22 protein-coding genes and 2 pseudogenes are annotated in these 25,014 nt (G+C 50.4%); 9 read left to right on the top strand and 15 right to left on the bottom strand.

Annotated elements, in window-relative coordinates:
* Positions 1-14 precede the first annotated feature (14 nt).
* The 3 genes and pseudogenes from J4377_RS15225 to J4377_RS15215 all read right to left on the bottom strand — a co-directional run bounded on the left by J4377_RS15225 (position 15) and on the right by J4377_RS15215 (position 3,698).
* Positions 15-1,325 carry a short-chain fatty acid transporter gene (locus J4377_RS15225; protein ID WP_231658478.1) on the bottom strand — a complete coding sequence of 437 codons (1,311 nt, stop codon included), beginning with the start codon at positions 1,323-1,325 and terminating at the stop codon, positions 15-17.
* Positions 1,326-1,531: 206 nt separating this feature from the next.
* Positions 1,532-2,662: pseudogene (locus J4377_RS15220) on the bottom strand (MATE family efflux transporter); the annotation flags it as partial.
* Positions 2,663-2,819: 157 nt separating this feature from the next.
* The gene (locus tag J4377_RS15215; RefSeq protein WP_253486080.1) at positions 2,820-3,698 is read right to left on the bottom strand and encodes a DMT family transporter; all 879 of its coding nucleotides are present in this window, start codon (positions 3,696-3,698) and stop codon (positions 2,820-2,822) included.
* Positions 3,699-3,796: 98 nt separating this feature from the next.
* Here J4377_RS15215 and J4377_RS18925 point away from each other — a divergent pair.
* Positions 3,797-4,035: pseudogene (locus tag J4377_RS18925) on the top strand (N-6 DNA methylase).
* Positions 4,036-4,213: 178 nt separating this feature from the next.
* On the opposite strand, the gene J4377_RS15200 reads toward J4377_RS18925, so the two are convergent.
* Both J4377_RS15200 and J4377_RS15195 read right to left on the bottom strand, forming a co-directional pair.
* A complete protein-coding gene (locus tag J4377_RS15200) occupies positions 4,214-5,596 on the bottom strand; it encodes a DEAD/DEAH box helicase (RefSeq protein WP_253486077.1) in 1,383 nt (460 codons plus the stop codon).
* Positions 5,593-6,291, bottom strand: coding sequence for a hypothetical protein (locus tag J4377_RS15195; protein ID WP_253486076.1), 699 nt, complete (start codon positions 6,289-6,291; stop codon positions 5,593-5,595). The genes J4377_RS15200 and J4377_RS15195 overlap by 4 nt, the downstream gene beginning before the upstream one ends.
* A gap of 17 nt (positions 6,292-6,308) precedes the next feature.
* Between J4377_RS15195 and J4377_RS15190 the strand changes: the two genes are divergently transcribed.
* Together J4377_RS15190 and J4377_RS15185 are read left to right on the top strand one after the other, a co-directional pair.
* On the top strand, positions 6,309-6,530 hold the full coding sequence (locus J4377_RS15190; protein ID WP_253486075.1) for a helix-turn-helix domain-containing protein: 222 nt from the start codon (positions 6,309-6,311) through the stop codon (positions 6,528-6,530).
* Positions 6,531-6,809: 279 nt separating this feature from the next.
* A complete protein-coding gene (locus J4377_RS15185; RefSeq protein WP_253486074.1) occupies positions 6,810-7,133 on the top strand; it encodes a hypothetical protein in 324 nt (107 codons plus the stop codon).
* Between the two features lie 240 nt (positions 7,134-7,373).
* Here J4377_RS15185 and J4377_RS15180 read toward each other — a convergent pair whose 3' ends face one another.
* The 8 genes from J4377_RS15180 to J4377_RS15145 form a co-directional block, all read right to left on the bottom strand.
* Positions 7,374-8,312, bottom strand: coding sequence for a reverse transcriptase family protein (locus J4377_RS15180; RefSeq protein WP_253486073.1), 939 nt, complete (start codon positions 8,310-8,312; stop codon positions 7,374-7,376).
* Positions 8,293-8,598 carry a helix-turn-helix domain-containing protein gene (locus J4377_RS15175; protein ID WP_253486072.1) on the bottom strand — a complete coding sequence of 102 codons (306 nt, stop codon included), beginning with the start codon at positions 8,596-8,598 and terminating at the stop codon, positions 8,293-8,295. Before J4377_RS15175 ends, J4377_RS15180 begins: the two co-directional genes overlap by 20 nt.
* A 31-nt stretch (positions 8,599-8,629) precedes the next feature.
* On the bottom strand, positions 8,630-8,791 hold the full coding sequence (locus J4377_RS15170; RefSeq protein WP_253486071.1) for a hypothetical protein: 162 nt from the start codon (positions 8,789-8,791) through the stop codon (positions 8,630-8,632).
* Positions 8,792-9,271: 480 nt separating this feature from the next.
* Complete coding sequence (locus J4377_RS15165; RefSeq protein ID WP_253486070.1) at positions 9,272-10,060, bottom strand: hypothetical protein; 789 nt, start codon at positions 10,058-10,060, stop codon at positions 9,272-9,274.
* A gap of 109 nt (positions 10,061-10,169) precedes the next feature.
* Positions 10,170-10,808 (bottom strand): hypothetical protein, encoded by a 639-nt coding sequence (locus tag J4377_RS15160; RefSeq protein WP_253486069.1) that lies wholly within the window; start codon positions 10,806-10,808, stop codon positions 10,170-10,172.
* A 105-nt stretch (positions 10,809-10,913) separates the two neighbouring features.
* Positions 10,914-12,194 carry a Y-family DNA polymerase gene (locus J4377_RS15155; RefSeq protein WP_253486068.1) on the bottom strand — a complete coding sequence of 427 codons (1,281 nt, stop codon included), beginning with the start codon at positions 12,192-12,194 and terminating at the stop codon, positions 10,914-10,916.
* Positions 12,191-12,640 carry a LexA family transcriptional regulator gene (locus J4377_RS15150; RefSeq protein ID WP_253486067.1) on the bottom strand — a complete coding sequence of 150 codons (450 nt, stop codon included), beginning with the start codon at positions 12,638-12,640 and terminating at the stop codon, positions 12,191-12,193. Before J4377_RS15150 ends, J4377_RS15155 begins: the two co-directional genes overlap by 4 nt.
* Before the next feature lie 77 nt (positions 12,641-12,717).
* On the bottom strand, positions 12,718-12,939 hold the full coding sequence (locus J4377_RS15145; protein ID WP_253486066.1) for a hypothetical protein: 222 nt from the start codon (positions 12,937-12,939) through the stop codon (positions 12,718-12,720).
* Between the two features lie 133 nt (positions 12,940-13,072).
* Here J4377_RS15145 and J4377_RS15140 point away from each other — a divergent pair, with 133 nt between their 5' ends.
* The 6 genes from J4377_RS15140 to J4377_RS15115 are packed head-to-tail and all read left to right on the top strand — an operon-like array spanning position 13,073 to position 22,251.
* Entirely contained in the window at positions 13,073-13,669 is a 597-nt protein-coding gene (locus J4377_RS15140; RefSeq protein WP_253486065.1) for a restriction endonuclease subunit S, read from the top strand.
* Position 13,670: 1 nt separating this feature from the next.
* Positions 13,671-15,188 (top strand): type I restriction-modification system subunit M, encoded by a 1,518-nt coding sequence (locus J4377_RS15135; RefSeq protein ID WP_253486064.1) that lies wholly within the window; start codon positions 13,671-13,673, stop codon positions 15,186-15,188.
* Positions 15,178-16,353: a restriction endonuclease subunit S gene (locus J4377_RS15130; protein ID WP_253486063.1), complete on the top strand. Its 1,176-nt coding sequence runs from the start codon at positions 15,178-15,180 to the stop codon at positions 16,351-16,353. Before J4377_RS15135 ends, J4377_RS15130 begins: the two co-directional genes overlap by 11 nt.
* On the top strand, positions 16,350-18,206 hold the full coding sequence (locus J4377_RS15125; RefSeq protein WP_253486062.1) for a DUF262 domain-containing protein: 1,857 nt from the start codon (positions 16,350-16,352) through the stop codon (positions 18,204-18,206). Before J4377_RS15130 ends, J4377_RS15125 begins: the two co-directional genes overlap by 4 nt.
* Positions 18,203-21,481, top strand: coding sequence for a type I restriction endonuclease subunit R (locus tag J4377_RS15120; RefSeq protein WP_253486061.1), 3,279 nt, complete (start codon positions 18,203-18,205; stop codon positions 21,479-21,481). The genes J4377_RS15125 and J4377_RS15120 overlap by 4 nt, the downstream gene beginning before the upstream one ends.
* Positions 21,481-22,251: a M48 family metallopeptidase gene (locus J4377_RS15115; protein ID WP_253486060.1), complete on the top strand. Its 771-nt coding sequence runs from the start codon at positions 21,481-21,483 to the stop codon at positions 22,249-22,251. The genes J4377_RS15120 and J4377_RS15115 overlap by 1 nt, the downstream gene beginning before the upstream one ends.
* A gap of 176 nt (positions 22,252-22,427) precedes the next feature.
* Here J4377_RS15115 and J4377_RS15110 read toward each other — a convergent pair whose 3' ends face one another.
* Both J4377_RS15110 and J4377_RS15105 read right to left on the bottom strand, forming a co-directional pair.
* Positions 22,428-22,874 carry a hypothetical protein gene (locus J4377_RS15110; protein WP_253486059.1) on the bottom strand — a complete coding sequence of 149 codons (447 nt, stop codon included), beginning with the start codon at positions 22,872-22,874 and terminating at the stop codon, positions 22,428-22,430.
* Positions 22,867-25,014, bottom strand: coding sequence for a hypothetical protein (locus J4377_RS15105; RefSeq protein WP_253486058.1), 2,148 nt, complete (start codon positions 25,012-25,014; stop codon positions 22,867-22,869). The genes J4377_RS15110 and J4377_RS15105 overlap by 8 nt, the downstream gene beginning before the upstream one ends.

The raw sequence follows: 25,014 nt of genomic DNA, 5'->3' as shown, positions 1-25,014 counted from the left end.
TAAAGGTATAGAGCTTAGAACCAGACTAAGCCAACAGAGATGATAATGCCGGTAATCAATAGCTGAACTAGGCAGAAGCCCATGATGTCCTTGGCCTTCAAACCCGCAATCGCCAGTACCGGTAGAGCCCAGAAAGGTTGCAGCAGGTTGGTCCAGGCATCGCCCCAGGCCACTGCCATGGCAATACGTGGAATATCAGCACCCAGCGCTTCTGCGGCAGGTAGCATGACTGGGGCTTGAACAGCCCATTGGCCACCGCCGGAAGGCACGAACAGGTTCACTATGCCGGCACTTAGGAAGGACCAGAATGGCAGCGACGTAGCGGTGGCGAAAGAGACTAACCACTCAGACATGCTCTGAGCCAATCCCGACTGCACCATTATGGCCATAATACCCGCGTAGAAGGGGAACTGAATGACGATGCCAGCGCCGCCTTTTATGGCTTCGTTCAAACTGTTGAGCAGGTTGCGCGGTGTACGATGCAGCACAATAGCTAAGAATAGGAACAGGAAATTAACGACGTTCAGGTTCAAGCCACCACTACGGAGCAGAAAATGGTCGAGCAGGAACAACAGTCCCGGAACGCCCACTAGCAGGGCGAGAGGCATACTGTTTTCGAGCTTTTCGGCTGGGCGGGTAATACGGCCTTGCTGTTCGGGTTCATCGTTTAGCAGTTTGGGATCCACATACACGCTGTCTTTTTCGTCCGGCAGCATGAAGCGGTTAACCAGCGGTACGGCGATAAACAGACAAATAACAATCGCAAGGTTAAAGAAGGCAAAAATGGTTGAGCCGGTACCGATAACGCCGATTTGATCAGCGGAGAAGTGGCCTTCAGTAGCAATAGTCAACGGAATTGAACCAGCAAGACCGCCATGCCATACCACGAACCCAGAGTAAGCGCTGGCAACCAGAAGCCGATAGTCCACTCGTACCAAACGAGCGAGCTCTTTGGCAAAAAGCGCCCCAACAACCAAGCCAAACCCCCAGTTAATCCAACTAGCCGCGAGCGAAACGAGCGTGACTAAAATGATCGCGCCACCAGGGCTTTTCGCAGTGCTAGCGATTTTCTGCAGAATTCGTTTGACCGGTGGTGAGCTTGCCAGCATGAAACCCGTGACGAGTACCAGCAGCATTTGCATTGAGAAGGTGAGTAGCCCCCAAAAACCATCTCCCCACATGCGCAGCACGGCAAGCGGTGTTTGGCGCTCAACGGCGATGGCAGCCACGGAAGCAATTAACGTGAGCAGCAGAACAAAGACATAGGGGTCTGGCAAATAGCGCTCGACCAGCTTAACTGCCGGTTTTGATATGAGTTTTAACATGAGTGCTCTCTTTATTCGTTATTAAGATATGCGTGGCTAATATACGGCGGTACACCGTATTTTTCATCCATTGTTAGGTGCTTTCTCAAGTGCTGGCTCTGATATTCACTATTACGGTAGACCAGTTGGCAGCAGCTAAGCGTGGTGGGCTTTAACGGTGGGAGGGCACTATGAGTTTAGCGGTGTGGATTTCAGTACTATGGGCTTTAGCCCTGAGGGCACCAGTGGCGTTGACGGTAGCGGTAGTAGTAGGCGATCAGTACCGCCGAGCGTGTGAGCATAAAGAGCGTAAAGGCTAACCACAGGCCATGGTTACCAAGCCCTTGGGATAGCCACCAAGTTGGTAGGTAAATCGCTAAACCGATAAAAATGCTGTTGCGCATTTCGCGCACAGCGGTGGTGCCGATAAAAACGCCATCTAATAAATAGCTCCATACGGCTATCAATGGCATCACGACCATCCAAGGCAGGTAACTAGCGGCGGTGGCACGAACCTCTGCCAGCCCTGTCAGCATGGCAACTAAATAATTTCCGCCCAGTGCGAAGGCAAAGGTGGCTACAGTGGCTGTCCAGAACGAGAATTGTGCTGTTGCCCGAACCGTCGCTGCAAACTCCCGCCAGTCACGCCGCCCAAACGCGCGGCCTACCAGCGATTCCGCTGCGTGGGCGAAGCCATCAAGTGCGTAGCTAGTGAGCATAATAAATTGCAATAGCACGGCATTGGCGGCTAACACCGTATCGCCCTGGCGTGCCCCTTGAGCGGTAAAAAAGGCCATGGCAAACAGCAACCCTAAGGTGCGCACAAACAGGTTGGCGTTAACATTAAACAGGGCTGAGTAGGCTGACACTACCAAAAGTCGCTGCCGTTGAAAGCAGCCTTCCAAGTGGCCAAGCTGACGCAGTACTAAATAGCCGCCAAAGGTTAGCGCACTGTAATCGGCAATCACGCTGGCCAGGGCGACGCCGCTGCTGGTCATTCCTAGCCCTACGACAAACCAAAGATCGAGCACGATATTGACGCTGTTGGTCAGCACTAAAATCATCAGCGTAACGCGGGCGTTTTGTTGGCCCAAAAACCAGCCGAGGACGGCGTAGTTCGCCAGCACTGCTGGGGCTGACCAGAGGCGTATTTCGGCATACTCGCGTGCCAGTGGTGTCGCCGCTTCACTGCCGTCTAACAGCCATAGGCCGAGCGAAATCAGCGGCGAGCCAAAGATAATCAGTAGCGCGCCGATAACGGCCGCCATAATAAGTGACTGACCCAGCAAATTGCGCACATCGCTATGTGCTTCGCGCCCGATTGCCTGAGCAACCAAACCCGTGGTGCCCATGCGTACACACTAAGGTTGGAAAGATTGACACTTCTTATGGATGCCCCGAATTCTCTAGGTTTTTGGGTGTCAGGTGTTTATTTTCTTTGACAGCATAAATTGGGTGTTATATTTGACACATTGACAAGGTTATTGCGGAAATTTGTCAAATAAATGAGGTTGCCTAGCGCTTGCAGAGGGTGTTTAAAAGTGCCCCGGAAATGATGAGCACGCCTCCAGCAATCGTCCATACAGTAGGGACTTCAGAAAAGATGCTCCAGCCCAGTATTGCGGAGAAAACGACCTGGACATAGGCGTAGGCTGTTACCTTGCCAGCCTGTTCTGCAGCCATCGCTTTAGTTAGTCCAATTTGACCGACCTGTGTGAATATGCCAACCAAAATGAGCAAGGCCAGTTCTTCCAAGCTGGGTGTTACAAAGCTGTCACCTAAGAGTACGACCGAAACAGGAAAGGCAATCAAAGGGAAGTAAAATATGATTACACTAGAATCATCAGTTCGACTCAGTTGCCGCACCATCACATAGGCCAATGCACTGCCCAAGGCGCCAATTAAGGCTGCTAAGATGCTAAGAGGGGGGGTGCTTGTGAGTAGCCCGTCTCGAAGGTTGGGCTGCATCATTGCGATCACACCAACGATACTCATGCCAATACAAAGCACCGTCGCGATCTGAATACGCTCCTTAAGGAACCATAAGGCAATCAAGGCGGTAAACGCAGGGTACGTATATTGTAGAACTGTGGCTTCTGCTAATGATAGCGTGGATACTGCGTAATACACGCATATAAGAGTGAGTGCACCGACCGTACCCCTAGCAATTAGCAAGGGTTTGTTGTTGCCCCAGACAGACAAGCGTTTGCGCTTTATGTCCAAGTAGCTCAACACAAGAGAGATGACAGCTCGGAACGCAACGATTTCGAGTACTGGAATGCCGCGATCTGCAGCACTTTTGACACATGCAGTCATTAGCGCGAAGCCGAGTGCTGACAGCAGCATGTAACGAGCGCCAGTTGAGAGATGCACTAAAGAGGTTTCCTTGATCATATCCGTTTTTGTTGGCGAATACTAAATGAAGCGCAGATGCTTTGCTATGCAACCCCAATCTGCTGGTTGAATACGGCGGTTTGAAGCACTTCGATATTGTGGTAGCTAATCCGCCGTTCTCGTTGGAGAAGTGGGGTGTTGAGGGCGCCGAGAGCGACCCTTATGCCCGGTTCCGCCGTGGCTTGCTGCCCAATACCAAGGTGATTACGTCTTCATTCTGTACATGATCGAGACGATGAAGCCCAAGACGGGCCGCATGGCGGTTGTCGTGCCCCGTGGCGTGCTGTTCCGTGGCTCTAGCGAAGGCAGGAGTGAGTGCTTCGATCATTTGAGCTGACTCGGAGATAGCCGATCGTTGCCATTGAGCTGCATCCTCAATTTTGGATCATAAGGTGGGTTTTTTTTGAACCTAGGCCATAACCAAAAGAGACACTTATGACCTATTTGAATTCAAAGATAATAGAAGGGGGTCAAAAGGTACACTTTTTGACCCATAAATCTTGCAGAGGCTGAGTCTATATAAGAGACAAAAGATGCTGGCGGTAATATTCTGAGAAGCTTAGCGTTAGTAATGGAGGCTCAAGAGACAGCATCTCACGCTCATTAATGTTTTTTGTAGATAACGGTTGGCCATTGTCTGCAGCTGACCCACTCTCATCAGTGCCGTGCATATGACTGGAACGCGCTTTCTCTAATCGTAGGTTTAGCTTTTGGTTTTGAAGCATTGCCTGGTCTTCGGGAAGATCGTCAGCAATTCGCTGCGAATATTTGCGCAGTAGCGGCTCGGCGATCACATAGAGCCACGCTTTATCATCTGAGTCGCCCATTTTGCGTAAAATACGGCCTAAAACCTGCCTGTAATGCAGCTCCGTGCGAATCCTGCTTAGGTACGCACATACGCATAATCGTTGAATATCTGTTCCTTCGGAAATCATGCTTACCGCAACAATCCAGCGCGTACTGTTATATCGGTATTGGTCAATTAGCTGATGCGCCTTCGGTATTCGGCTAGTCACCACTACATAGCTTTGACCTTTGTGGTGCAAAAGCTCGGCGATCTGATGGGCATGCTCAATGTCAGTAGCCACTACTAGACCGCCAGCATTAGGCACACTGTTCCGTTCTTGGTTAAGTCGGTCAATGCTTAGGTCTAGCACCGCATTCAGGATATCGTCGTGTCGCAACAGGTCTTCGTAGCTGATTGGCGATTCACTGAGCAACTGTTGAAATGAGGAAAACGCTTTTACCGATGCTGTACTCTCGTTCTCTTCGGTCAAGCGGATCAATGGGTTATCGATAAGCGTAATTCGTGGCGAGCGACATACGGCGTCTTTAATAGCGGATTTCAGGTCATAACGGTAATCGCAGATGAGCTTGCCTTCTGGATCGCTGTAGCGAGCTAATGCGATAGGTAATTCATCTGAACGCCAAGGCGTTCCTGACAACCCTAATGTGTAGGTAGCCGCATTTTGGATACGCTGAATTATCTGCTGGCCCCACGTGTTGCTGAGGAGCGGATCATGGCCTGCACAGTGATGTATCTCATCAAAAATGGCCAAGGTGCGATATTCTGTGAATAACGCCCAAAAATCCTCAGGGTGATATTCCATAGATTGGTAGGTATAGGCAGCCCCTACCGACGCAAGCGTATCGCCAAACCGCTGATTCAATACAACAGTAAAGGTGCGCTGGATGCCAGCCACCACTTCTCTGGTAGGTGCAAAGCAGATAACAAAATCAATATGTTCTTCTTCAAGGAGCCATCGTGTAATTTCAGCTGCCAGTAGAGTTTTACCGCTCGCAGGTGTTGCTTGCACGAAAAAGTCGCTATGAATTAAGTAGTGAACCTTCGCTAGCTCCAAGCACTCTGCTTGCCATCTCCGCAACCTCGTGCTCATCTACCTGACAGCCTATGTAGCGATTTTTCTAACGCACGCACTCGACCCATTAAGCGTGCGCTCCTGTCATAAGCATCACGATGATCAACCACGATGCTTGGCTTAAGGTCGGGGTATTCATCCATAAGCTCACAGAACGCCTCGACTTCACCCAGTGTAGAAAGGAATTCACTTTGCGTTTCTTTTAACACTTTCTCCAAGGCATATTGGCTCGAAGCCTTCTTTGCACTGAGGCTCTGTTCACTGCTACTTTCGCCTTTTGGAATAATGGTTGTATCTGTTGTTTCATTTACTGTTTGAGACACGAGCCGCTTGTGCCATGCTTCAAAGCTTTCTCCCTCCAGGCACAAGTTCACTTCTCTTATTGAAGCCAAAACATAATAAAGCTGATCGCGTTTGCGTTTTTCACGGTCTTTCTCCACCAAGCCAGCGGTGATTAGCTTTTTAATTCTTTCATAGATAAAACGCCGCAGAGCAGCGTGGTGCTCTGCGGCTATGCCATGCTGGTGTGCGTATTGGTCACGAAGGCTGCGAATAGTGAATTGAGCGTTATCAGTTTCTAAAAGGAGCTCGAAAATGCGCTTCTCAATCGAAGGAGGGGTACTCGACATGACCATCACCGTAGGAGAGGTAAAAACGAAATGCGGATTATAGTCCGTGGCTAGATAGGCCGCAACGAAGGATAGTCCCGCCAAAAGGAAATGAGGCGGGTATGGGTGAGCTAGCAACGACGCTGGGAAGAAATATCAGGGAAAAACGAAAAAAGAAGGGGTACTCACAAGACGCCTTTGCCTTAGCTACTGGTATCGACCGCAGCTATATAGGAAGAGTCGAACGAGGAGAAGTTAATATCACCGTTGAAAAGTTATATGAGATCGCTGCCGTGCTCCAATGTGAGCCAGCATCTCTTCTGCCAGCTCAAACCACATTGTGATGTCGAGGGCACAAATGGCCAAAAGAGCCGGTATAAATATAACCTAGCGCCAGAAGGGCAATAAGAGGCTTGAGCAGTACCTGGACGAACCCACATGGCTGTGTGAGTATGATTAGCTTATAGATAACCGCGACGAGCTTAGAGCATCCAGCTACGTTCGGCTTAGAGGCCGTTATCTAAACTAGACTGTCTAAAAGATAATCACCCTCGTTCCGGAAATTTTTATCTTAACGACACAAGTCATAATGCGGACCCTAAACACCGAAGGAGAGTCTCGACATGCCATCTTTATCGCATGATGCTTTGGCTATACTTCTCCCCCTCGGCATTCTTTTTACCGCTCTACTCATGTTTGGAATCGGCCTTGTATGGGCCCGCTACCGCGATAAACAGAACGAAAGGCAAGAGCGAGAAAAGTTAATTCAAGCTATTTTGGACCAGATCGAACCTTGGGCAGGCTCTCGATCCTACGCCTGGGTATGGTATCAAACATATCCCATTTCGGCTCTCGGTGGACAGACAGCCCAGCAACTAGCCGCTCAAGGAAGAGCTTACGAGGTAATCGCGTACATAGCCCATATTCGCCAGGGCGGATATGCTTAACCCGGCCTATCGCTTGATTTACGTTTATGTGGTTTTAAGTAGGCGTAACCACTAAGTAATGCCGGACAAACCCGCTTGTACAGCGATAGTTGGAGTAAGATCGTCGCTAACCGGCCAAGAGCGGGCATTCAGCGTAGGCTTATGTAACGCTTCAAACACCGGCGGAGCGCAACGACGTCCGAGTGCTTTGACTTGTTATACGCATTTGATATTCGTGCATCCTAATCCAAAAGCCGTCAATTATTTAAATGCATCTTTTCTAAATGTCCTAGCTTTATCTTTATAACGTGGGTCAATGCTACCCATAAACGTCATTCTACCTAAAACACGATTTCTGAGTTTTTTATCTTTTACGGAACTCTCTAGCCATTCTGTAAGCTCACCTCGCAACTGTTTCAGGTGCTTATTTCTTGGGGTGATCTCATTTCCCTTAACAGCTGCGCCTGTAATCAGCTTGACTTCATTGGCACCGTAAAAGCGAGTCTTTGATGGGTGTATTTTATGGCCATACGTTTTAGCTATTGCTTCAAGTCGCCCGATAAAGCTCTTCTGCAACATCGCGCCAGAAAAAGTTAAATCGTCAACGTAGATGGTCATTTTCGCCCCACACTCACCTGCAGCAGACTCGATCTCGTCAAACATTTTCTTGTTGGCGAAGTATGCGAGCGGCATGCTTATTCTGCTGCCCGTAGGAACGTGGTCGTCATAGGTCAGAATTTTAGATAAGAGATCTGCAACATCAGGAGAACACTGCATAGTGTTAAAAAAGAAATCGAATACATTTTGCCGCGTAGTCGAAGGGAAAAAGCTTTTAATGTCGGCTGTAATTACCTTCTTACCCACACCGAGGTGCGAACGAGCATTAGAAATATTTGATTTGCCTTTTTTTCCTGAATGCAATCCATCAATGGTCTCGATCCGGCACAGCAAGCTAGCAACTCTAGAGTGAATTCTATCCAATTTGGGTAATGGCTCTTGGATAAGCCGATGCTTGCCGTTTTTGGTTTGAGTAAAGCAGTGATAATTATCAACCCCTACAAGAGATTTAAGCTCTTGAGGAGTGGAAGATAATAGATTGGCTAGACGTTTTTTGCTGGATAGCTTGTAGAAAACTGAATCTTGAATGGGGTAGGACTTATTCTTTGTAATGATTCTTGGCTTACGCCGTTTTTGCTTCATTTTTTAATGCAACCCATTCCATAATCTTTAAAATCTTATCAGCTACGACACTTCTAAATTTTTCTGGGATGGTATCTGCCTCTTCAAGATTTTCAGAGAAAAAAACCAATGACGATACAGGCACATCGAAAAGCTCCGAATACTTTTCAAGTAGATCATACCCAATAGACTTCTTTCCAGATTCAATTTCACTAAGGTAGGACTTGGACATATTCAGCTTTAAGGCCAATTCTGCCTGCGTTAAACCATGAAACTGGCGAATAGTTTTTAATGCTCGATTAATCATAATAACCTCTGATAAAAAATCAGGGGACCGCCTAAGCAGGGCCACCCTCATCGAAGAAAAACTTCAGTATCTTCCAAACCACGACACCAATCTTCATTAACAACTTGATCAGCGCCCAAGTTTTGCTGCGGTTTTTCTCCTTCGGTTTCCGCTCCTTAAGCGATTGCCAGACAACGTTAAAAATTTCTTTCATAAAGCTTATGCTCCTTTAGTACCTAACACCCGGAACTGGGTGCAGGATCACCATTACCAAAGGAACTTGGGAGTGACCGGCAATAAACCCCTGTTTTCACGTCGTGGTATCACCACACGACGTGGACGCGCACTTAGGCTAGATGAATCGATGTAACTTGACCCATGCAGCATGAGCGGCGCAAAAGGTAGAGACAACGTCTCCGCGAGTGGTAACCCACTCAAGTAACTGGTGATTGGCTCCCTTTTTTAACGCTAAAGAATGATAGCAACGAGTTCGCTAATAGTCAACAAATAATCGCTATTTGCGAACAAGGTCGCCATTGGCGGGATTACTCACCCGGTGAACTGAAGGGGATAAAGGGTTGATTTTTTGGGGGGGGTGGGAATTGCCGCATCGGGAGACGTATAACGCTGGCGTAACTGGGCGGTTTGTGAAGCTCAGCGAAACAAACCGGCCCCGTTGACGCGCGGGTTGTGCTCAGGCATTTGGACCGTGCTGTTTTGGCCCATACCACTCGAATGCTTCCAATACCTGTTGCAGGATTATTTGAAGGCTCTCCATTGATTCTGGTGATACATCAACCTCCCCATAATGGCCGTCAGCCATTGTTGAGCCATATTTTGATCCATTGAGGGAGTTAAGAATAAGCACACCTCCGTTGGGGGCACTTACCATATTGTTTTCGACTGGTTTCAGGTCCAGTTGCTTTGGGTTCCTCCCAGCACCGAGACCACGAGATCTATCTTCTAAGTGCTGAGCGGTGTTCCTCACTCCTCGAAGATTAGGGAACACTTCGCCTGTCTGAGCGTGCAGTTCTGAAACGATGTGCGGCGCACCCTCTTCTCTTGATAGTATCCCGAGGAACTTAACAAATGAATCAATAGCGTAGAGGAAGGCTCTAGCGTATATGAAAGGTAAATTGTGCTCGAACTCCCTTGGTTGAAACCCGTTTGACCATTTCTCTCTTTTGAACCGGACTTCTGTTTCAAAGTGGATTTCATCCCACTGCTCGTGCCTAGGAAACCCGCCATACTCTTGCTCTACCTCCTGCCTAATCTCACTCCTTCGCTGCGCGTCTCGTTCCCAGTTTTCGCGGTCAGCAAATGGGGGGCGGACAGACCTGGCTTTCGTAAACAAGTTCAGTGCAAGATTTGCCTCAAAGTACTGTGATTTAATTGATTGCAGTAGATTTCCGATTCTCCAGGACCAATCCCGATCCTCACTTTCGAGCCATGTTCCAGGAGTTATGATCTCAAATACATACATTGCATTCACTCCTCGGAGCATAACCCCAATCATTGGGCTAGATTACATAACGCTGATGAACGTGCCAGCAACATTTTTCGGAATGTCCGCTAAGGGTCGATATCAGCCATTAGCTCGCTCCTGTGTTCATCTGCAACACAAGCTCATAAACCCGCGCAGGATCGTCCTCAATGCATAAATTGGGGCTTTTACCATCCAGCTTCGGATGCGCTGTTTTCATCCAGCGTCTTGCCTGTACCTCCCCCATTACCTGAACGGCTGCTTCCCAGACCTTTTCTCTGCTGGGGGTGTTGATGATTTCTCTGCCGACATCGCGCATATTCTGCCATCCTTGAATGTCGTCAGGTTCCGGGGCATTTGGATCGCATTGATCAAGTAGGATGTTGAGCCGAGCAGGTCTGACTGCTGATGCTTTCTCTAGCAGTGTCGATGTCTTCAGCAACGCGTCTCGTAACCAAGCTTCAACAGCTGCGCAGACATAATCATTTTCTTGCGGTGGCACCACAGCGCTAGTGTTGCCGCTTTGAATGATGAAAAAATATTCGGGGATAGGCAGTGCGCGACCATCACGGAGGTAAGCCACAATCTCACCGCTCATATCGGGCAGGTAAGCATCACCGCTTTGTAAGCACTCCAGTGCTTGGCGAAACGTTTCTAGTGGCTGGGGGAATCTGTCCCGTAAATCAAAAGCGCGGAAAGCAAACACACTTTGTAAAGGGTCGTTAGTAGACGGCTTGGCTAGGGGCATCCTGCTCTCCAATAGAATACGCACTGCTATTTTCTAAACCACCTTAGCACCAGATTATTAGATTTGCTCACCATTCTGAGCTTTTTCCATTAGCATCGCTGCCGCTTAAAGCTTAACGTTCACTAATTCTTCCCAGCGCGTGGTGTAACGCGGCGTGCGGTGTTCAGCGCGTAATGTCCAGGCATTTCCTGCCCGAGGCAGCCCTAGTTGTATCGTCCCTCGCCCTAGTTCTCGATTGAGCTTGTCGACAGTAGCCATCAACCGTTCACTACGCCTTGCTTCTTCCTCTGTTTGCGGTGTTTCTGTCAGTGTCAGTTGGCGGTTGGCTTTGGGGGAGAGATCGAGAAGCATGATGCCGGCTTTATGGTAGGCGTAGCCCTTACGCCAGAGCTGTCGGAGCCCTTGAATCGCAGCATGAATCAGCTCGCGACTATCGTCCGTCGGTCGTTCTAGTGTCACTATCACGCGATTACGGTACTGTGGCAAATCTTGTCGAAACGCATTGGTGCGCACAAACACCATCACGGCGCTGGTGACGCTGTGCTGCTTGCGTAGTTTTTCACCCGCGCGGGCAGCGTGTTGGCGAAGGGCTTCACGCAGGTCATGTGGGCTATTGGTAAGACACCCAAAGGAGCGCGACACCATAATCTGCTGCTTGGGTTGGGTCATATCATCTAGCTGAATGGACGACTGCCCGCGTAGCTCCCAGACAATGCGTTCTTGCACCACGCTAAAATGACGACGTATGTGCTTGGGATCGGCTTCGCGCAGCTGCCAAGCAGTCTCAATCCCCATCACGCGTAGCCGTTCGCCGGTACGTCGTGCAATGCCCCAGAGTTCGGTCACCGGTAGCTGTTTGAGCAGCGCTTGAGTGGCATGGCTATCCGCCGTTAACAGGCAAACACCTTGTTCTCGGTAGCCTGGGTGTTTCTTTGCGGCGTGGTTGGCTACTTTGGCCAATACCCGTGTCGGCGCAAAACCGACCGAAACCGGAATTCCCGTCCATTGCCGTACTGTCTGGCGTAAGTTTTGCCCATAGGCTTCTAGGGTCGCAGGTTCAAAGCCGTGAAACCCCACAAAGCTTTCGTCGATGGAGTACACCTCTACGTCCGGCGAAAACTCTGTTAGTGCCTCTGTCACGCGACGGCTCATATCCCCGTAAAGCGCATAATTACTCGACAAGAGAATAGCTTGGCGGCGGATAAACGGTGGTAGTAGGTGCTTGGCCGTTCCCATCTCGACTCCCAGCGCTTTGAGCTCATTTGAACGGGCAACGACACAGCCGTCGTTGTTGGAGAGCACTCCTACGGGTCGCCCTTCCAGAGTAGGATTAAACACACGCTCACAGCTCACATAGAAATTATTGCAATCAACCAGTGCCATCATAGCGGCGTGGCACCCGGTAAGCTGTGCAGGACATGGGTTACGACACCCCAAACATGCGATTCGCGACCTTCCAAAGGAATAGGTTTGTAGGCGGGATTACTGGCCTTTAGGTAGGCGCGTTGCCCGACACGCTCTAGCCGTTTAACAGTGAGTTCGCCATCGACCGCAATAACAATCACACGCCCAGGCAGCGGCTCTAGGCTCCGATCTACTACCAGCAGGTCTCCATGGTGGATACCATCACCGATCATAGAGTCGCCCTCCGCACGCACAAAGAATGTGGCGGCGGGTCGTTTAACGACATGGCGATGCAGATCCATCTCCGCATCCAGGTGGTCGTCAGCGGGACTTGGAAACCCCGCTCGCACAGCACTGGCGAACATGGGTAACGGTTGGGGTACGGGGCATAGGGCAGCAGTGCCTATGAACGAAGCGGTTGTAGTCATACGCCTAGCCTCTCAAATAACTGTTATTTCATACAGTATACGGAGAGGCGCCGCATCAACAAGCTCTGAGTAGAGATTTACCGCTTCCTGTCAGGTTTTTCCCCGAGTTCTTTCAAGGACGGCGTCGCAAGCTCATCCGCATGGGCGGTCTCAGGCGTTAGCCCATCAAGCAGGGCTGCTTCCCAGTCCTCGACACCAACGGGTTCAAACGGCTGCTCATAGCGCTGTATGGAGCCTTTGAGCTTTTGCAGTGGGTTATTTTGTGGAGTCTCCACCGGTTTTTGTTCTTCACCTGACATCACAGCCTCCTTGGTTGGCATTGCCCTTATATTTAAACTGCATCTTGCGCGATGATGCACGCGTGGTAAGGTTAATTCATCTTAACCATGACGTTGGCATCGCTGCATGAATCATCAGCCCAAAGAAAGGTGTTTGCTACAGAGTATTGCCACCATTCAGCCTGGCTATCCCTTTCGTGGAAAGCTAGAGCTAGATAGCCAAGGCGATGCTTTTGTTGTGCAGTACCGCCACCTTGTCGTGGGTGAAGCCCTTTATGACCCACAAGGCAAAACGCTGGATCGGGTGACGTTGCCAGGCCGAAAACACCCAGAATATCTCTGTTCAGGCGACATCCTGTTTATGGCCAAGGGCACACGTAACGATGCAGCGGTGGTTCGGGAGCTTCCACGTAATACCGTCTGCACGCCGAATTTCTACCACATCCGGCTCACCTCAAGTGCATGCAGCGTAATGCCTGAATTTTTGGCCTGGCAGCTCAACCATGTGGATGCCCAGCGCTATTTCGCCATGTGCTCTCAGGGGTCGGCGGCACCCAGCATTACCAAGTCACAGCTGGGCAACCTGCCTATTGTGGTGCCGCCTATTGAGCAGCAGGCGCTGATGGTCAAACTGGCCGATGCCGCCACCCGCGAACAAAAGCTTTTTAACCAGTTAATGGAAAATCGGCAGCGCATGGTTGATGCCGCTGGCCACCAACTACTTTGTCCTAATACGACGGCAGGAAAATGATATGAGTAACGATTCCGTTAAGCAGGAACAGATCAACAAGGCGGTTTGGAACGCCTGCGACACCTTCCGGGGCACGGTCGACCCCAGCATCTACAAAGATTACGTGCTGACCATGCTGTTCGTGAAGTACCTGTCGGACGTGTATCAGGATCACTACAACAATTACGTGGCTGAATACGGCGACACCCCAGAGCTGATCGAAGAGCTGATGAAGAATGAGCGCTTTGTATTGCCGAATGGTGCCGGTTTCTACGCTTTACATGACCAACGGCATGAACCGGGAAATGGCGAGCGTATCGATAAAGCCCTGCACGCCATTGAAGAGGCCAACATCGTCAAGCTGGCCGATGTGTTCCAAGACATCAGCTTCAACTCCAACAAGTTGGGCGATGAGAAACAAAAGAACGAGCTTCTGCGCCACATTCTGGAAGACTTTGCCCGCCCAGAGCTCAATTTGAGCCCAAGCCGAATTGGTAAGCTGGATGTGATCGGCAACGCCTACGAGTACCTGATCAAAAACTTCGCGGCCACCTCTGGCAAGAAAGCCGGTGAATTCTATACCCCGCCGGAAGTCTCCGAACTGATGGCTGAGCTCGTCGAGCCGAAGGAAGGCGATGAGATTTGCGATCCCGCCTGTGGTTCTGCGTCGCTGTTGTTAAAATGCGCCAATCAGATTCGCAAAGGTGCTGATGGCTCCAAGAACTTCGCTCTGTTTGGTCAGGAAGCCATCGGCAGCACATGGGCCTTGGCGAAGATGAACATGTTTCTGCACGGCATCGACAACCATAAGCTGGAATGGGGCGACACCATCCGCAACCCCAAGCTGCTGGATGAAAACGGTGGCCTGAAGCACTTTGACATCGTGGTAGCCAATCCGCCGTTCTCGTTGGAAAAGTGGGGAGTTGAGGGCGCCGAGAGTGACTCCTATGCCCGATTCCGTCGTGGCTTGCCGCCCAAGACCAAGGGTGATTACGCCTTCATCTTGCACATGATCGAGACCATGAAGCCAAAGACGGGCCGCATGGCTGTGGTCGTGCCCCACGGCGTCCTGTTCCGTGGCTCTAGCGAAGGCAAGATTCGCCAAAAGTTAATCGAAGAGAACCTGCTAGATGCCGTCATCGGACTGCCCGAGAAGCTGTTCTACGGCACCGGCATCCCAGCTGCGATTCTGGTATTCCGTAAGGACAAAACAGCTAACAACGTGCTGTTCATCGATGCCAGCCGCGAGTTTAAGGCCGGCAAGAACCAGAACCAGCTCTCGGATGAGAACATCGCTAAGGTGGTCGATACCTACAAGCAGCGCGATACCCGAGACAAATATTCCTACCTAGCCAGACTGGAGGAAATTCAGGAGAACGACTTCAACCTCAACATCCCCCGCTACGTGGATACCTTCGAGGAAGAGGAAGAAATCGACCTGATGGCCGTGCAAGCGGAGCGAAAGGAGATCGAGGCCGAGATTGCGATACTGAACGAGCAGATGGCGGGTTATCTGAAGGAGTTGGGTTATGGTGCCTGAAGGATGGAGAAAGGGTACGTTTGTCGAGGGAATTGATCTTATTTCCGGTCAGCATGTTGAGGCTCAGCACGTCAACGAGACGGGGGATGGACACCCTTATTTAACTGGCCCTGCTGATTTTCCAAACGGCTCGATTATTGTATCGAAATACACGGACCAAGGCCGAAAGTTTAGCCGAAAGGGCGATATTCTAATTACCGTTAAGGGTTCGGGAACAGGGAAAGTTATCGAGTCAGATGATAATTATGCTATCAGTCGCCAGTTAATGGCTATACGCGCCACTGATTTTGACCCCAGGTTCACCTACTACAATGTTGTGTCGAGTCTCAATCGATATGAGGGCGCTGCGGCAGGTCTAATTCCAGGTATATCCAGGGAGGATGTTTTAGGGACTCCGCTACTCATCCCCCCCTTCCCCGAACAAAAAATGATCGCCCAGATCCTCTCCACTTGGGACCAGGCCATCACCGCCACCGAGCGCCTGCTTGAGAATAGCCAGCAGCGGAAGAAAGGGTTGATGCAGCAGTTGCTGACTGGGAAGAAGCGGCTGATGGGGTTTGAGGATGAGTGGGAGGAAGTGAAACTCGCTACCGTGGCAGAAATGAACAGCGGAGGAACGCCGAAATCTTCTGTTGCTGATTATTATGGCGGGAATATCCCCTGGGTCTCAATTGCCGATATGACCTCACAAGGCAAGTGGATTGATCATACAGAAAAAAACCTGTCGAAACTTGGTATCGAGAACTCTGCGGCGCGTATATATCCAGCCAACACTGTTCTCTACGCGATGTATGCTTCTATTGGAGAATGCAGCATCGCCAGAGTCCCGACCAGTTCGTCCCAAGCAATTCTGGGAATCCGGCCAAGCAAAAATCTCCACTTCGAGTTTTTATATTTCTACCTCTCTTCATTGAAGGAAGAGATAAAACTACAAGGTCAACAGGGCACTCAATCCAATTTGAACGCGGGTATGGTAAAAGCATTCGAAATCCCCCTTCCCGACTTAACAGAGCAGATTCGAATCTCTGAGGTACTAAACTCGGCCGATCGGGAAATTTATGCTCTACAGGAAAACGTACACGCTCTAAAAAAGGAAAAGAAAGCCCTGATGCAGCAACTCCTGACTGGCAAGCGTCGGGTGAAAGTGGACCTGGAGGCCGCATGAGCAAGTTAGAAAACAAAATTGAGGCCCGTCATCGCAACCTGTTTGATGTGCTGAATGAGCAGAAGTACACCGTCGACTACTTCCAGCGGGAGTACAGTTGGGGCGAAAAGCATATCGAGGCGCTTGTGACGGATTTAACCTCGGCCTTTCTGAGTGAGTATACCCCTGGCGATAAGCGTGAGCAGGGGGAGGACTACAACAATTACTACCTGGGCCCCTTTGTGGTCAGCAGTAAGGATGGTAAACGCAGCATTATCGACGGCCAGCAGCGGTTAACCTCACTGACGCTGTTTTTGATCTATTTGAACAACCTTCAGAAGGAGTTGCCGTTTCAGGAGAAAATCGAGCCAATGATTTTCTCGGAGCTGCGCGGCAGTAAGTCGTTCAATATCACGGTTGAGGAGCGTATTCCGTGCTTGGAAGGCCTTTTCAACCAGGGCGAGTACGTGCCTGATGACAGTGCGGATGAATCTACCCGCAATATGGCGGAACGCTATCAGGATATTGAAAAAGCGTTCCCTGAAGAGCTAAAAAACGACGCGTTTCCCTTCTTTATTGATTGGCTGCGGTACAACGTGATCATGGTGGAAATCATCGCCTATTCCGATGAAAACGCCTACACCATCTTTGAAACCATGAACGACCGTGGCCTGAACCTGACGCCTTCCGAAATGCTGAAGGGCTTTATGTTGTCGCGTTTCGACAGCACAGAAAAGCGTAAGCAAGCCAACGACTTCTGGAAGCAGGCCATGCTTGAGCTGAAAGCCTATGACAAGGATGAAGATCAACGCTTCTTCCAGTCATGGCTACGGGCGCGCTATGCCGAAAGTATTCGCCCTGGTAAGGCAGGCTCCAAGAACGAGGACTTCGAGAAAATTGGTACCCGTTTTCACAGTTGGGTACGCGATAACCTTTCCAAAGTTGGGTTGGATGCGGACAGTGGTGATTCGTTTGAACAGTTTGTTCAGCATGAATTCCGTTTTTACTACAAAGCGTATCTTCGTATTTTGGATGCGGAGAAAGCCCTGGTGCCGGGATTGGAGCATGTGTTCTATATCTCCCGCTGGGGAATTGCCCCAACACTGAGTTTGCCGCTTATGCTGGCGGCACTTAATTCGCACGACAGCCAAGACACCGTGGCGCATAAAATTAATACAGTAGCGGCCTATATCGAAACCTTTGTGGTGCGCCGGTCGGTGAATTTCCGCAATTTTTCTGCCAGCTCCATTCGCTACACCATGTATAGCCTGGTTAAGGAGATTCGAGGCAAAGATCTGCCGGAACTTCAGCGGTTGCTAGGTCAGAAACTTGAGGGCATGCACGAGTCGTTCGAGGGCATGAAGCATTTTCGCTGGCATGGTCAGAACAGGCGGTTTGTAAAATTCTTGCTGGCCCGTATGACGGCCTGGTGTGAGCAGCAGGCAGGCATGAGCAGCAGCTTTGTGACCTACTACCAGCCTGCCAGCGGTAAGCCCTTTGAAGTTGAGCATATATGGGCTGACAAGTTTTCCCGCCATCAAGATGAGTTTGAACAAGAACACGAGTTCCACCACTACCGCAATCGGCTAGGAGATCTTGTTCTCCTGCCCAGAGGAACGAACCAGTCGTACGGTGACCAGCCTTATGAGCAAAAAAAGGCGCACTACATCAAAGAGAACCTGTTGGTGAAGTCGCTTTGCCCGCTCGCTTACGAGAACAATCCGAATTTTCTCAAGCTGAAAACGGCGTTGAACCTGCCGTTCCAGCCGCACGACACCTTCATAAAAGCGGATATTGAAGCGCGGCATGATCTGTATCGCATGATCTGCGAGCGTATCTGGCCTGAGACGCTGGTCGGTACGGAGGTCTCATGAACACCACTCCTCAAGGGAATGAGCAACATGCCAGCCACATACCCGCTCTGGCGACACTGATCAATCTGGGCTGGACGTTTCTACCCGCCACTGAGTGTCAGGCGCTACGAGGCAGCCAGCGGGATGTGGTGATGAAGCCGGTGTTAGAGCGCGTGTTACGCCAGCACCGATTCACGTTTAAGGGTGAATCATACCCTCTGTCTGATCAGGCCATTGATCAGGTCATCCGAGAGATCACGACGCCCTCCATGGCTCAAGGGTTGATGGACGCCAACCAGTCCGTATACGACATGTTGACGCTGGGCATTACGGTGACCGAGTTCGTGGGCGGCAAAAAGGCTCAGCCAACGGTTCACTTGATCGATTGGGCGCACCTGGATAACAACGAATTCCACGTCACCGAAGAGATGGAGGTGCTTTCCATCCAGGGTACTCACACCCGCAGGCCCGATGTGGTGGCGTTCGTTAATGGTATTCCTTTGGCGGTTATAGAGGCCAAGCGGGCCGTCTCCGGCAACCCCAACAAGAACATGGCGGAGGAAGGCATCAGCCAGAACCTCCGCAACCAGAAAAACGATGAAATCCCTTACCTGTATGCGTTCGCCCAGTTGCTGCTCGCCATCAGCAGTAACGATGGCCGATACGGGACGACCCACACCCCGGCTAAGTTCTGGTCGACATGGCAAGATGAAGCGTTCGACGATCACTACGTTCAGAGTATCAAGAACCAGCCTTTGTCTGCCTCCATTAAAGACGCGCTGTTCCAGGGCAAGCCCCCGAAGATCCGGGCTTACTTTGAACAGCTATGGTCAAAACACGTTACGCCAACCGAACAAGATCGGCTTTTAGTAGGCTTGCTGGATAGGCGCCGGTTTCTGGAGTTCCTACGATTATTCATCCTGTTCGACCGCAAAGTAGGCAAGATTGCGGCCCGCTACCCCCAGGCGTTCGGCATCAAGGCTCTGTTGGAGCGCATCTCGGGCTTTAAACCCAGCGGTGAGCGCCGGGGCGGCGTGCTGTGGCACACCACCGGCTCCGGTAAATCCTTCACCATGGTTTACCTATGTCGCGCGCTGCTGCTCAGTGAGGCGCTAAAGAATTGCCGGGTCATCGTCGTCACGGATCGCGTTGATCTTGAGAAACAGCTATCTAAGACCTTCCTAACGGGTGGTGCCTTTGGCAGTGATATCGCCGGTAAGAAAACCGGTGACTCGCTCGCCAAGACACGCTCCGGCAAGGAGCTGGCCAAGCGTATAGGCCAAGGCAATGAGCGGATTATGTTCACCATCATCAACAAATTCGCTTCCGCCGCTAAGCAGCCAGAATGCTATAACCCCTCGGAAAATATCATCGTCATTGTGGATGAAGGCCACCGCAGCCAGGGGGGTGAAAACCACCAGCGGATGCGCCAAGCTCTGCCCAATGCGTCGTTCATCGCGTTTACCGGCACGCCGTTACTAAAAAACGAGAAAAGCGAAACCGCCGAGAAATTCGGGTCCATCATTCACGCCTATACCATGAAGCGGGCGGTGGAGGACGGCACCATTACGCCGCTGCTGTACGAAGAGCGTAAACCGCTGCTCGATGTGAACCAGAAGGCGGTCGATAGCTGGTTTGATAAGGTGACCGCCGCACTGTCAGACGACCAAAAAGCCGATCTCAAACGCAAGTACGCCAAGCAAGGCCAGATTTATACCGCGCAGGATCGTATCAAGCTCAACGCGTTTGATATCAGCGTGCATTTCAGCGAGAACTTCAAAAAAGCCGGATTAGAACTGAAGGGACAGCTGGCCACTGACAGTAAACTCAGCGCGATTCGCTATAAACAGGAACTCGATAGCGCAGGCATGGTGACCAGTGCCATTGTGATTTCCCCACCGGATACCCGCGAAGGCCATACCGATGTGGATGAAACCAACCTGCCTTTAGTGCAAGCGTGGTGGAAGCAGAACGTTACTGGCGACCCACAGGACTACGAGAAAGCCACGATAGAGGATTTCGGCACCGATGGCCCACCGGATATCCTCATTGTTGTTGATAAGCTCCTGACAGGCTTTGATGAGCCACGCAACACCGTTCTCTACATCGACAAGCAGCTTAAAGGCCACAACCTGATTCAGGCCATCGCTCGCGTCAACCGGCTACACCCTCAGAAGCCCTTTGGTTACCTGATCGATTATCGGGGCATTCTCAGAGAGCTGGATACCGCCATTAAGGATTACCAAAACTTTGAGGATCAGACTCAGGGCGGCTTTGCCATCGAGGATATTGAAGGCCTGTATGCCAACGTCGACACGGAATACAAGAAGCTGCCAAGGCTGCACGACCGGCTTCTAAGCTTCTTCGGGCATATTGATAACCGCCTGGACCCTGAACCCTATCGCCAGGTGTTCATGCCTAACTATGAAGCCGACGAAGACGGTGTAGAGGTGGATGTTCGTCAGGCGCTGCGGGAGGACTTCTATGAGGCCGTCACCAACTTCGGGATGTGCTTGAAAACGGCCCTTTCCACGCAGAGCTTCTTCGATGATAAGGCCTTCACAGAGGCTGATATCCGCCGCTATAAATCCGATTTAAAGTGGTTTTCAGACCTGCGTAAGACCGTGCGGATGGATGCCCAGGAAACCGTCGACTATTCCGCCTACGAAGGTCAGATTCGAGATCTGATTGATCGTTATGTCACCGGTGTCCATGTTGCCCCCGGCGATGAGCCCGTGCTTATCGACCCCGTAGAGAGCAACCCGGATAACTGGAGCGACGAGAAGACCAAAAACGAAACCGACAAGATCAAGACGCGTACCAAGAAGACCATCGAGGAGAAGCTAGGCGACGACCCCTACGCCAAGAAGGTGTTCTCAGCGCTGCTGAAGGAAGCCATCGAAAAAGCTGAATCCATGTTCGACTACAAGGCGCAGTTCAAGCTGTTCAGCGACTTGGAAGCCAAGGTTGAAGAGCGAGAGGTGCCTGACCTGCCACTAGAGGCATTTAGCGGAAACAAGCATGCCCAGGCCTACTACGGCACGTTTAAACTCGTGATGGGTGATGACTTCGCAGTGTTGGAAAAAGACAAAGGCGAGCAATTGATCGACGAGGCCTTTGAGATCGACACGGTGGTGAACCGCGCCGTGGCAGAAAACTCACTGAACCCCGTGGGCATTGAGCAAGATGTACGGAAACACTTGCTCCCGAAGCTGTTCTCACTGGTAGGCTTGGATAAAGCCAAAGCAATTCTGGATGAAGTGGTGCAGATTCTGCGTAACGGAGTAACAAAGTGATGACCGCTGTGGATGCCACGCAGGACGAACAACCACGCGTGTATCAAGCGCGCTACGGTGAGCGAACGTTCAGCTTCCACCTGTGCTATCTGCCCGAACATAAAAAATCCACGATACGGGTACATGTTCACCCCAACGGCATGGTGCAGGTGGATGCGCCCGAATCGGCACCGCTGCCCGAGATCAAAGCAGCGGTGCAGCGTCGGGCGAGATGGATACTCAAGCACCTGGATGACATTGAAGAGCGCAACCGCTACGTGCAACCAAGAGCGTGGGTCAGTGGCGAGAGCATGCTCTACCTGGGGCGCCGGTACGTACTCAAGGTGATTGATGACCCAAACCAGCGGAAGGGCACCTGCAAGCTCATAGGCGGACAGCTGCGGGTGCAAGGTAAAGAACTGACCGCTGAGCGCACACAAAAGGCCGTGCGCCAGTGGTACCGAGACAGAGCGGTGGACGTGTTTCAGCGCCGCCTGTCGATGATGGTCGAGACGTTGCCATGGACAAAAACCGTACCCGATTGGCGCATGATCGACATGCAAACCCAATGGGGCAGCTGCTCTCCCGAAGGTGCCGTGCTACTCAACCCGCACCTGATTAAAGCCAACACGCGAGCCATCGACTACGTGCTGCTTCATGAGCTGTGCCACTTGGTTGAGCATAACCACAGCCCGCGTTTCTATGCGCTGCTGGATCGTTTTATGCCGGAGTGGCGGTCGGTGAAGGAACGGTTGGATGGGCAGGCGGAGCAGCTTTTAGGCGGCATGTGATTTTTTTGCTGGCCAAGAAGGGGGGGTGATGTTGGGATGATATCAGAAGAAACGGATATTTCCCGGTAGCAGGTATGTTGTTATCTCCACCGCATCCGCACAGAAATGTACTTCCGCCAAGTGCTGGGAGAGTCTTGATGCGGCGCTTCCTGTGTAACTCCCCGAAAATTCTATTTCTAAGTGCTGCTATTCTCGGCGGGGGGGGGCTTCGAATTAGTACCGTCAAACGCGGGGCGTATAGCGTTATCCCTTTCGTCGAGGCTGATTACTTGGGCGGGTTTCTGTTCAACAGAGTAAAGGTCGTTTTCAAGGAGTAGATTCATTGCTGCTAGGTATTTTGCATGAGAGATGTCTAGCATGTCTTGTAGCTCCTGGTTACGTGCTGCGAGTGTATCAGCTTTATCTGCTCTCACTTTTTTTGGTGATTGCATTTTAGCAGCAGCTGCATCTATTGCTGCGACTAGATTGTCAAAGTCTCGGCCCTTCCGAATGCTGCTTGCATTCTTCTTGCCTGCTTCCAGTGCTACGTTACGTTTATTGATTTTTGAACCATTTTCGACAACTAAAGGCTCATTGTTAATAAGCCTCTGGAGTGCTTCGTAGTACTCTTGATGCTTACTCATTTATGGCCTCCATCTTGATTAATTTCTGGTTGATTAGCGTGATCTCCTCATATGCTAATCGAGCTGAGGGATGCTTTGGATCGATGTGCTCTAGCTCCGCCTCTAAAGTGCTTTTGTATTTTTTGAGCTTATGTCCACGTTCAAGTCCTAGTCCGTCATCTCCACCAAGGATCGCGTCATTGCAGCCAGCTAGGCATGGGATGACTTCATCTACATTAAACTTGTCACACATCTCACGGGAGGAGCATCCTCCGAGGACCGTTTCTCGGTAAGATAAACGTCCATCTTTAACACGTTTTTCGATATCTTCGATACTCTTGAACCATGATGGGCTCTGAGATTTTTCCTGTTCAAATCTGCTGCCTGCTCCGCCGAAAAGCTCGTCAGTGCTTTTTACTACATGGGCTTCAAAGTCCAAGGCTTCTAGGAACATAAGTTCATCTCGATAGTCGCGTATTACATCATGTGAAGAACCAGTCTTAACAATATTGAAAATGTTCTCAGCGAAGCTAGCGTTCTCTCGGTAAAGCATCGTCATCACTTCAGATAGGTGCTTGAACTGGAATTTCAACGATGGGAGGGAGACCATACCGCTTCGTGCTGCGTAGACAGCTGTAGAGCGCCGAAACTGATGGTTCTCAAGGTGAAAGTACTCACCCACTTTTAGGTTGAGCCTAGGGTCGTTTCGCCAGTCACGGAATGCATCAAAGTTTTCTAACTCTACAATGTCGCTTTCTCTAACTCTTAGCTCATCTGATCCTCTTGAGATGTATGAAAGAGTTTTTTGGCGATGTACGTCTGTATCGAGAAATTTCCTCATCCTCATAGGATGATCGAAGCTTGGAAATAGAAAATCGGTAAGGCAGCCCATCATATCTCGGATGAACCTACATGCTTCGACAGCCGGTATTGCCTGTGAGCATGTCGCCCAGGGTAAGACAGACTCGCTGTAGTTGCTGTTTGTCATTTTTGAAGTGTGGCCGAGAACTATAGGAAGTTCGCCTAGCCCAGGGATCTGAATGCTGCTCAGGCAATTTTTTTGCAGCGCATCCATCTCGTGTTTGCGCATACCTGAGTAGCTATATATGAGAATTCTTGCTGCATCCAGTACGTGGCTCAGGTAGCCTCTAATGCCTATGAGTGTATATTTTATGTAGCCGTTATTTTTATATATTGATCCGATTGACCACCTTTCGAAAAATTCCGTTAGATCATACTCAGCTATGGAGTCTTCTTGACTTACTAAAGGCATTTCGGTTCTTTTGGCGTTGGGGTATTTAGCCCTATAATATGCAAATACCTGATAAACCTTTGCGTTATTGACTGTTCCTGGCTTTGCATTTTCTTTCAGCATTGATGGAGTGGCGAAGAACAGGGGGTCTGTGTTGATTCTATTCAGCAGGCCTTTTATATTCTCTTTATGTTCGTGGAAGTCATTTACCATCTCTGTCGATAGATTTATCAGTGCAGCGTAAATTCGGGAGGGTATCAGCGGGGTGCGTTGAGCTGATGGATCATCAATGTAGTTCGACCGCAATTGCGATGCGGCTGAAATGATCTTTTTGAGCTGCTCGTTGGGGATCAGGGATGGTAGTCCAGCATTAAATCGCTCGTTTAGATAGTCGATCAGTGCTTTTAAATCTCGGAGTGTTTCAGCTTTGCGAAATGCTGTTCTAGAAGCGTAAAGACTGGCAGTGATTTTAGGTACTGCAAAAGGGCTTTCATGTAGTTGGGCGAGTGTCTTATTTTCGTTCAGTGCGATGATGGAGAGACCCCTTAGAAGCGCGATCATTTTGCTGTAGGTCTGTGGCTTGTTGCGCTGTCCCCCCGAGTGCGTCGGCTCATAGAGCGCTGCGAACATAATGTGCTTCATCTCACCGATAATCGTGTGCGCTGTAGGGCTAAGCTCGTCATCTGCTCTGCCGAACTGGCTAGTAAAATTGTACTTAATGCCCTTACTTATTGTTGAGTAGGGTGATAAATCCCAGATGTTATCACCGTATATAGAAAGGGCGTCACCTGTTAGGTTGCGACTAATGACGAAGCTGTCTGGCGGCGATTTCGTTAGATCTTCAATAGAAAACATGTCGGGCTGGATCTCCAGCTTTTCGGTGCCCTTCAAGAATCGCGGTGCCCACAT

This window comes from Halomonas sp. XH26, assembly GCF_024138895.1.
Lineage (GTDB): Bacteria > Pseudomonadota > Gammaproteobacteria > Pseudomonadales > Halomonadaceae > Vreelandella > Vreelandella alkaliphila.
Note: the sequence above shows the minus strand (reverse complement) of the source record. Positions and strands in the feature narration are given on the sequence as shown.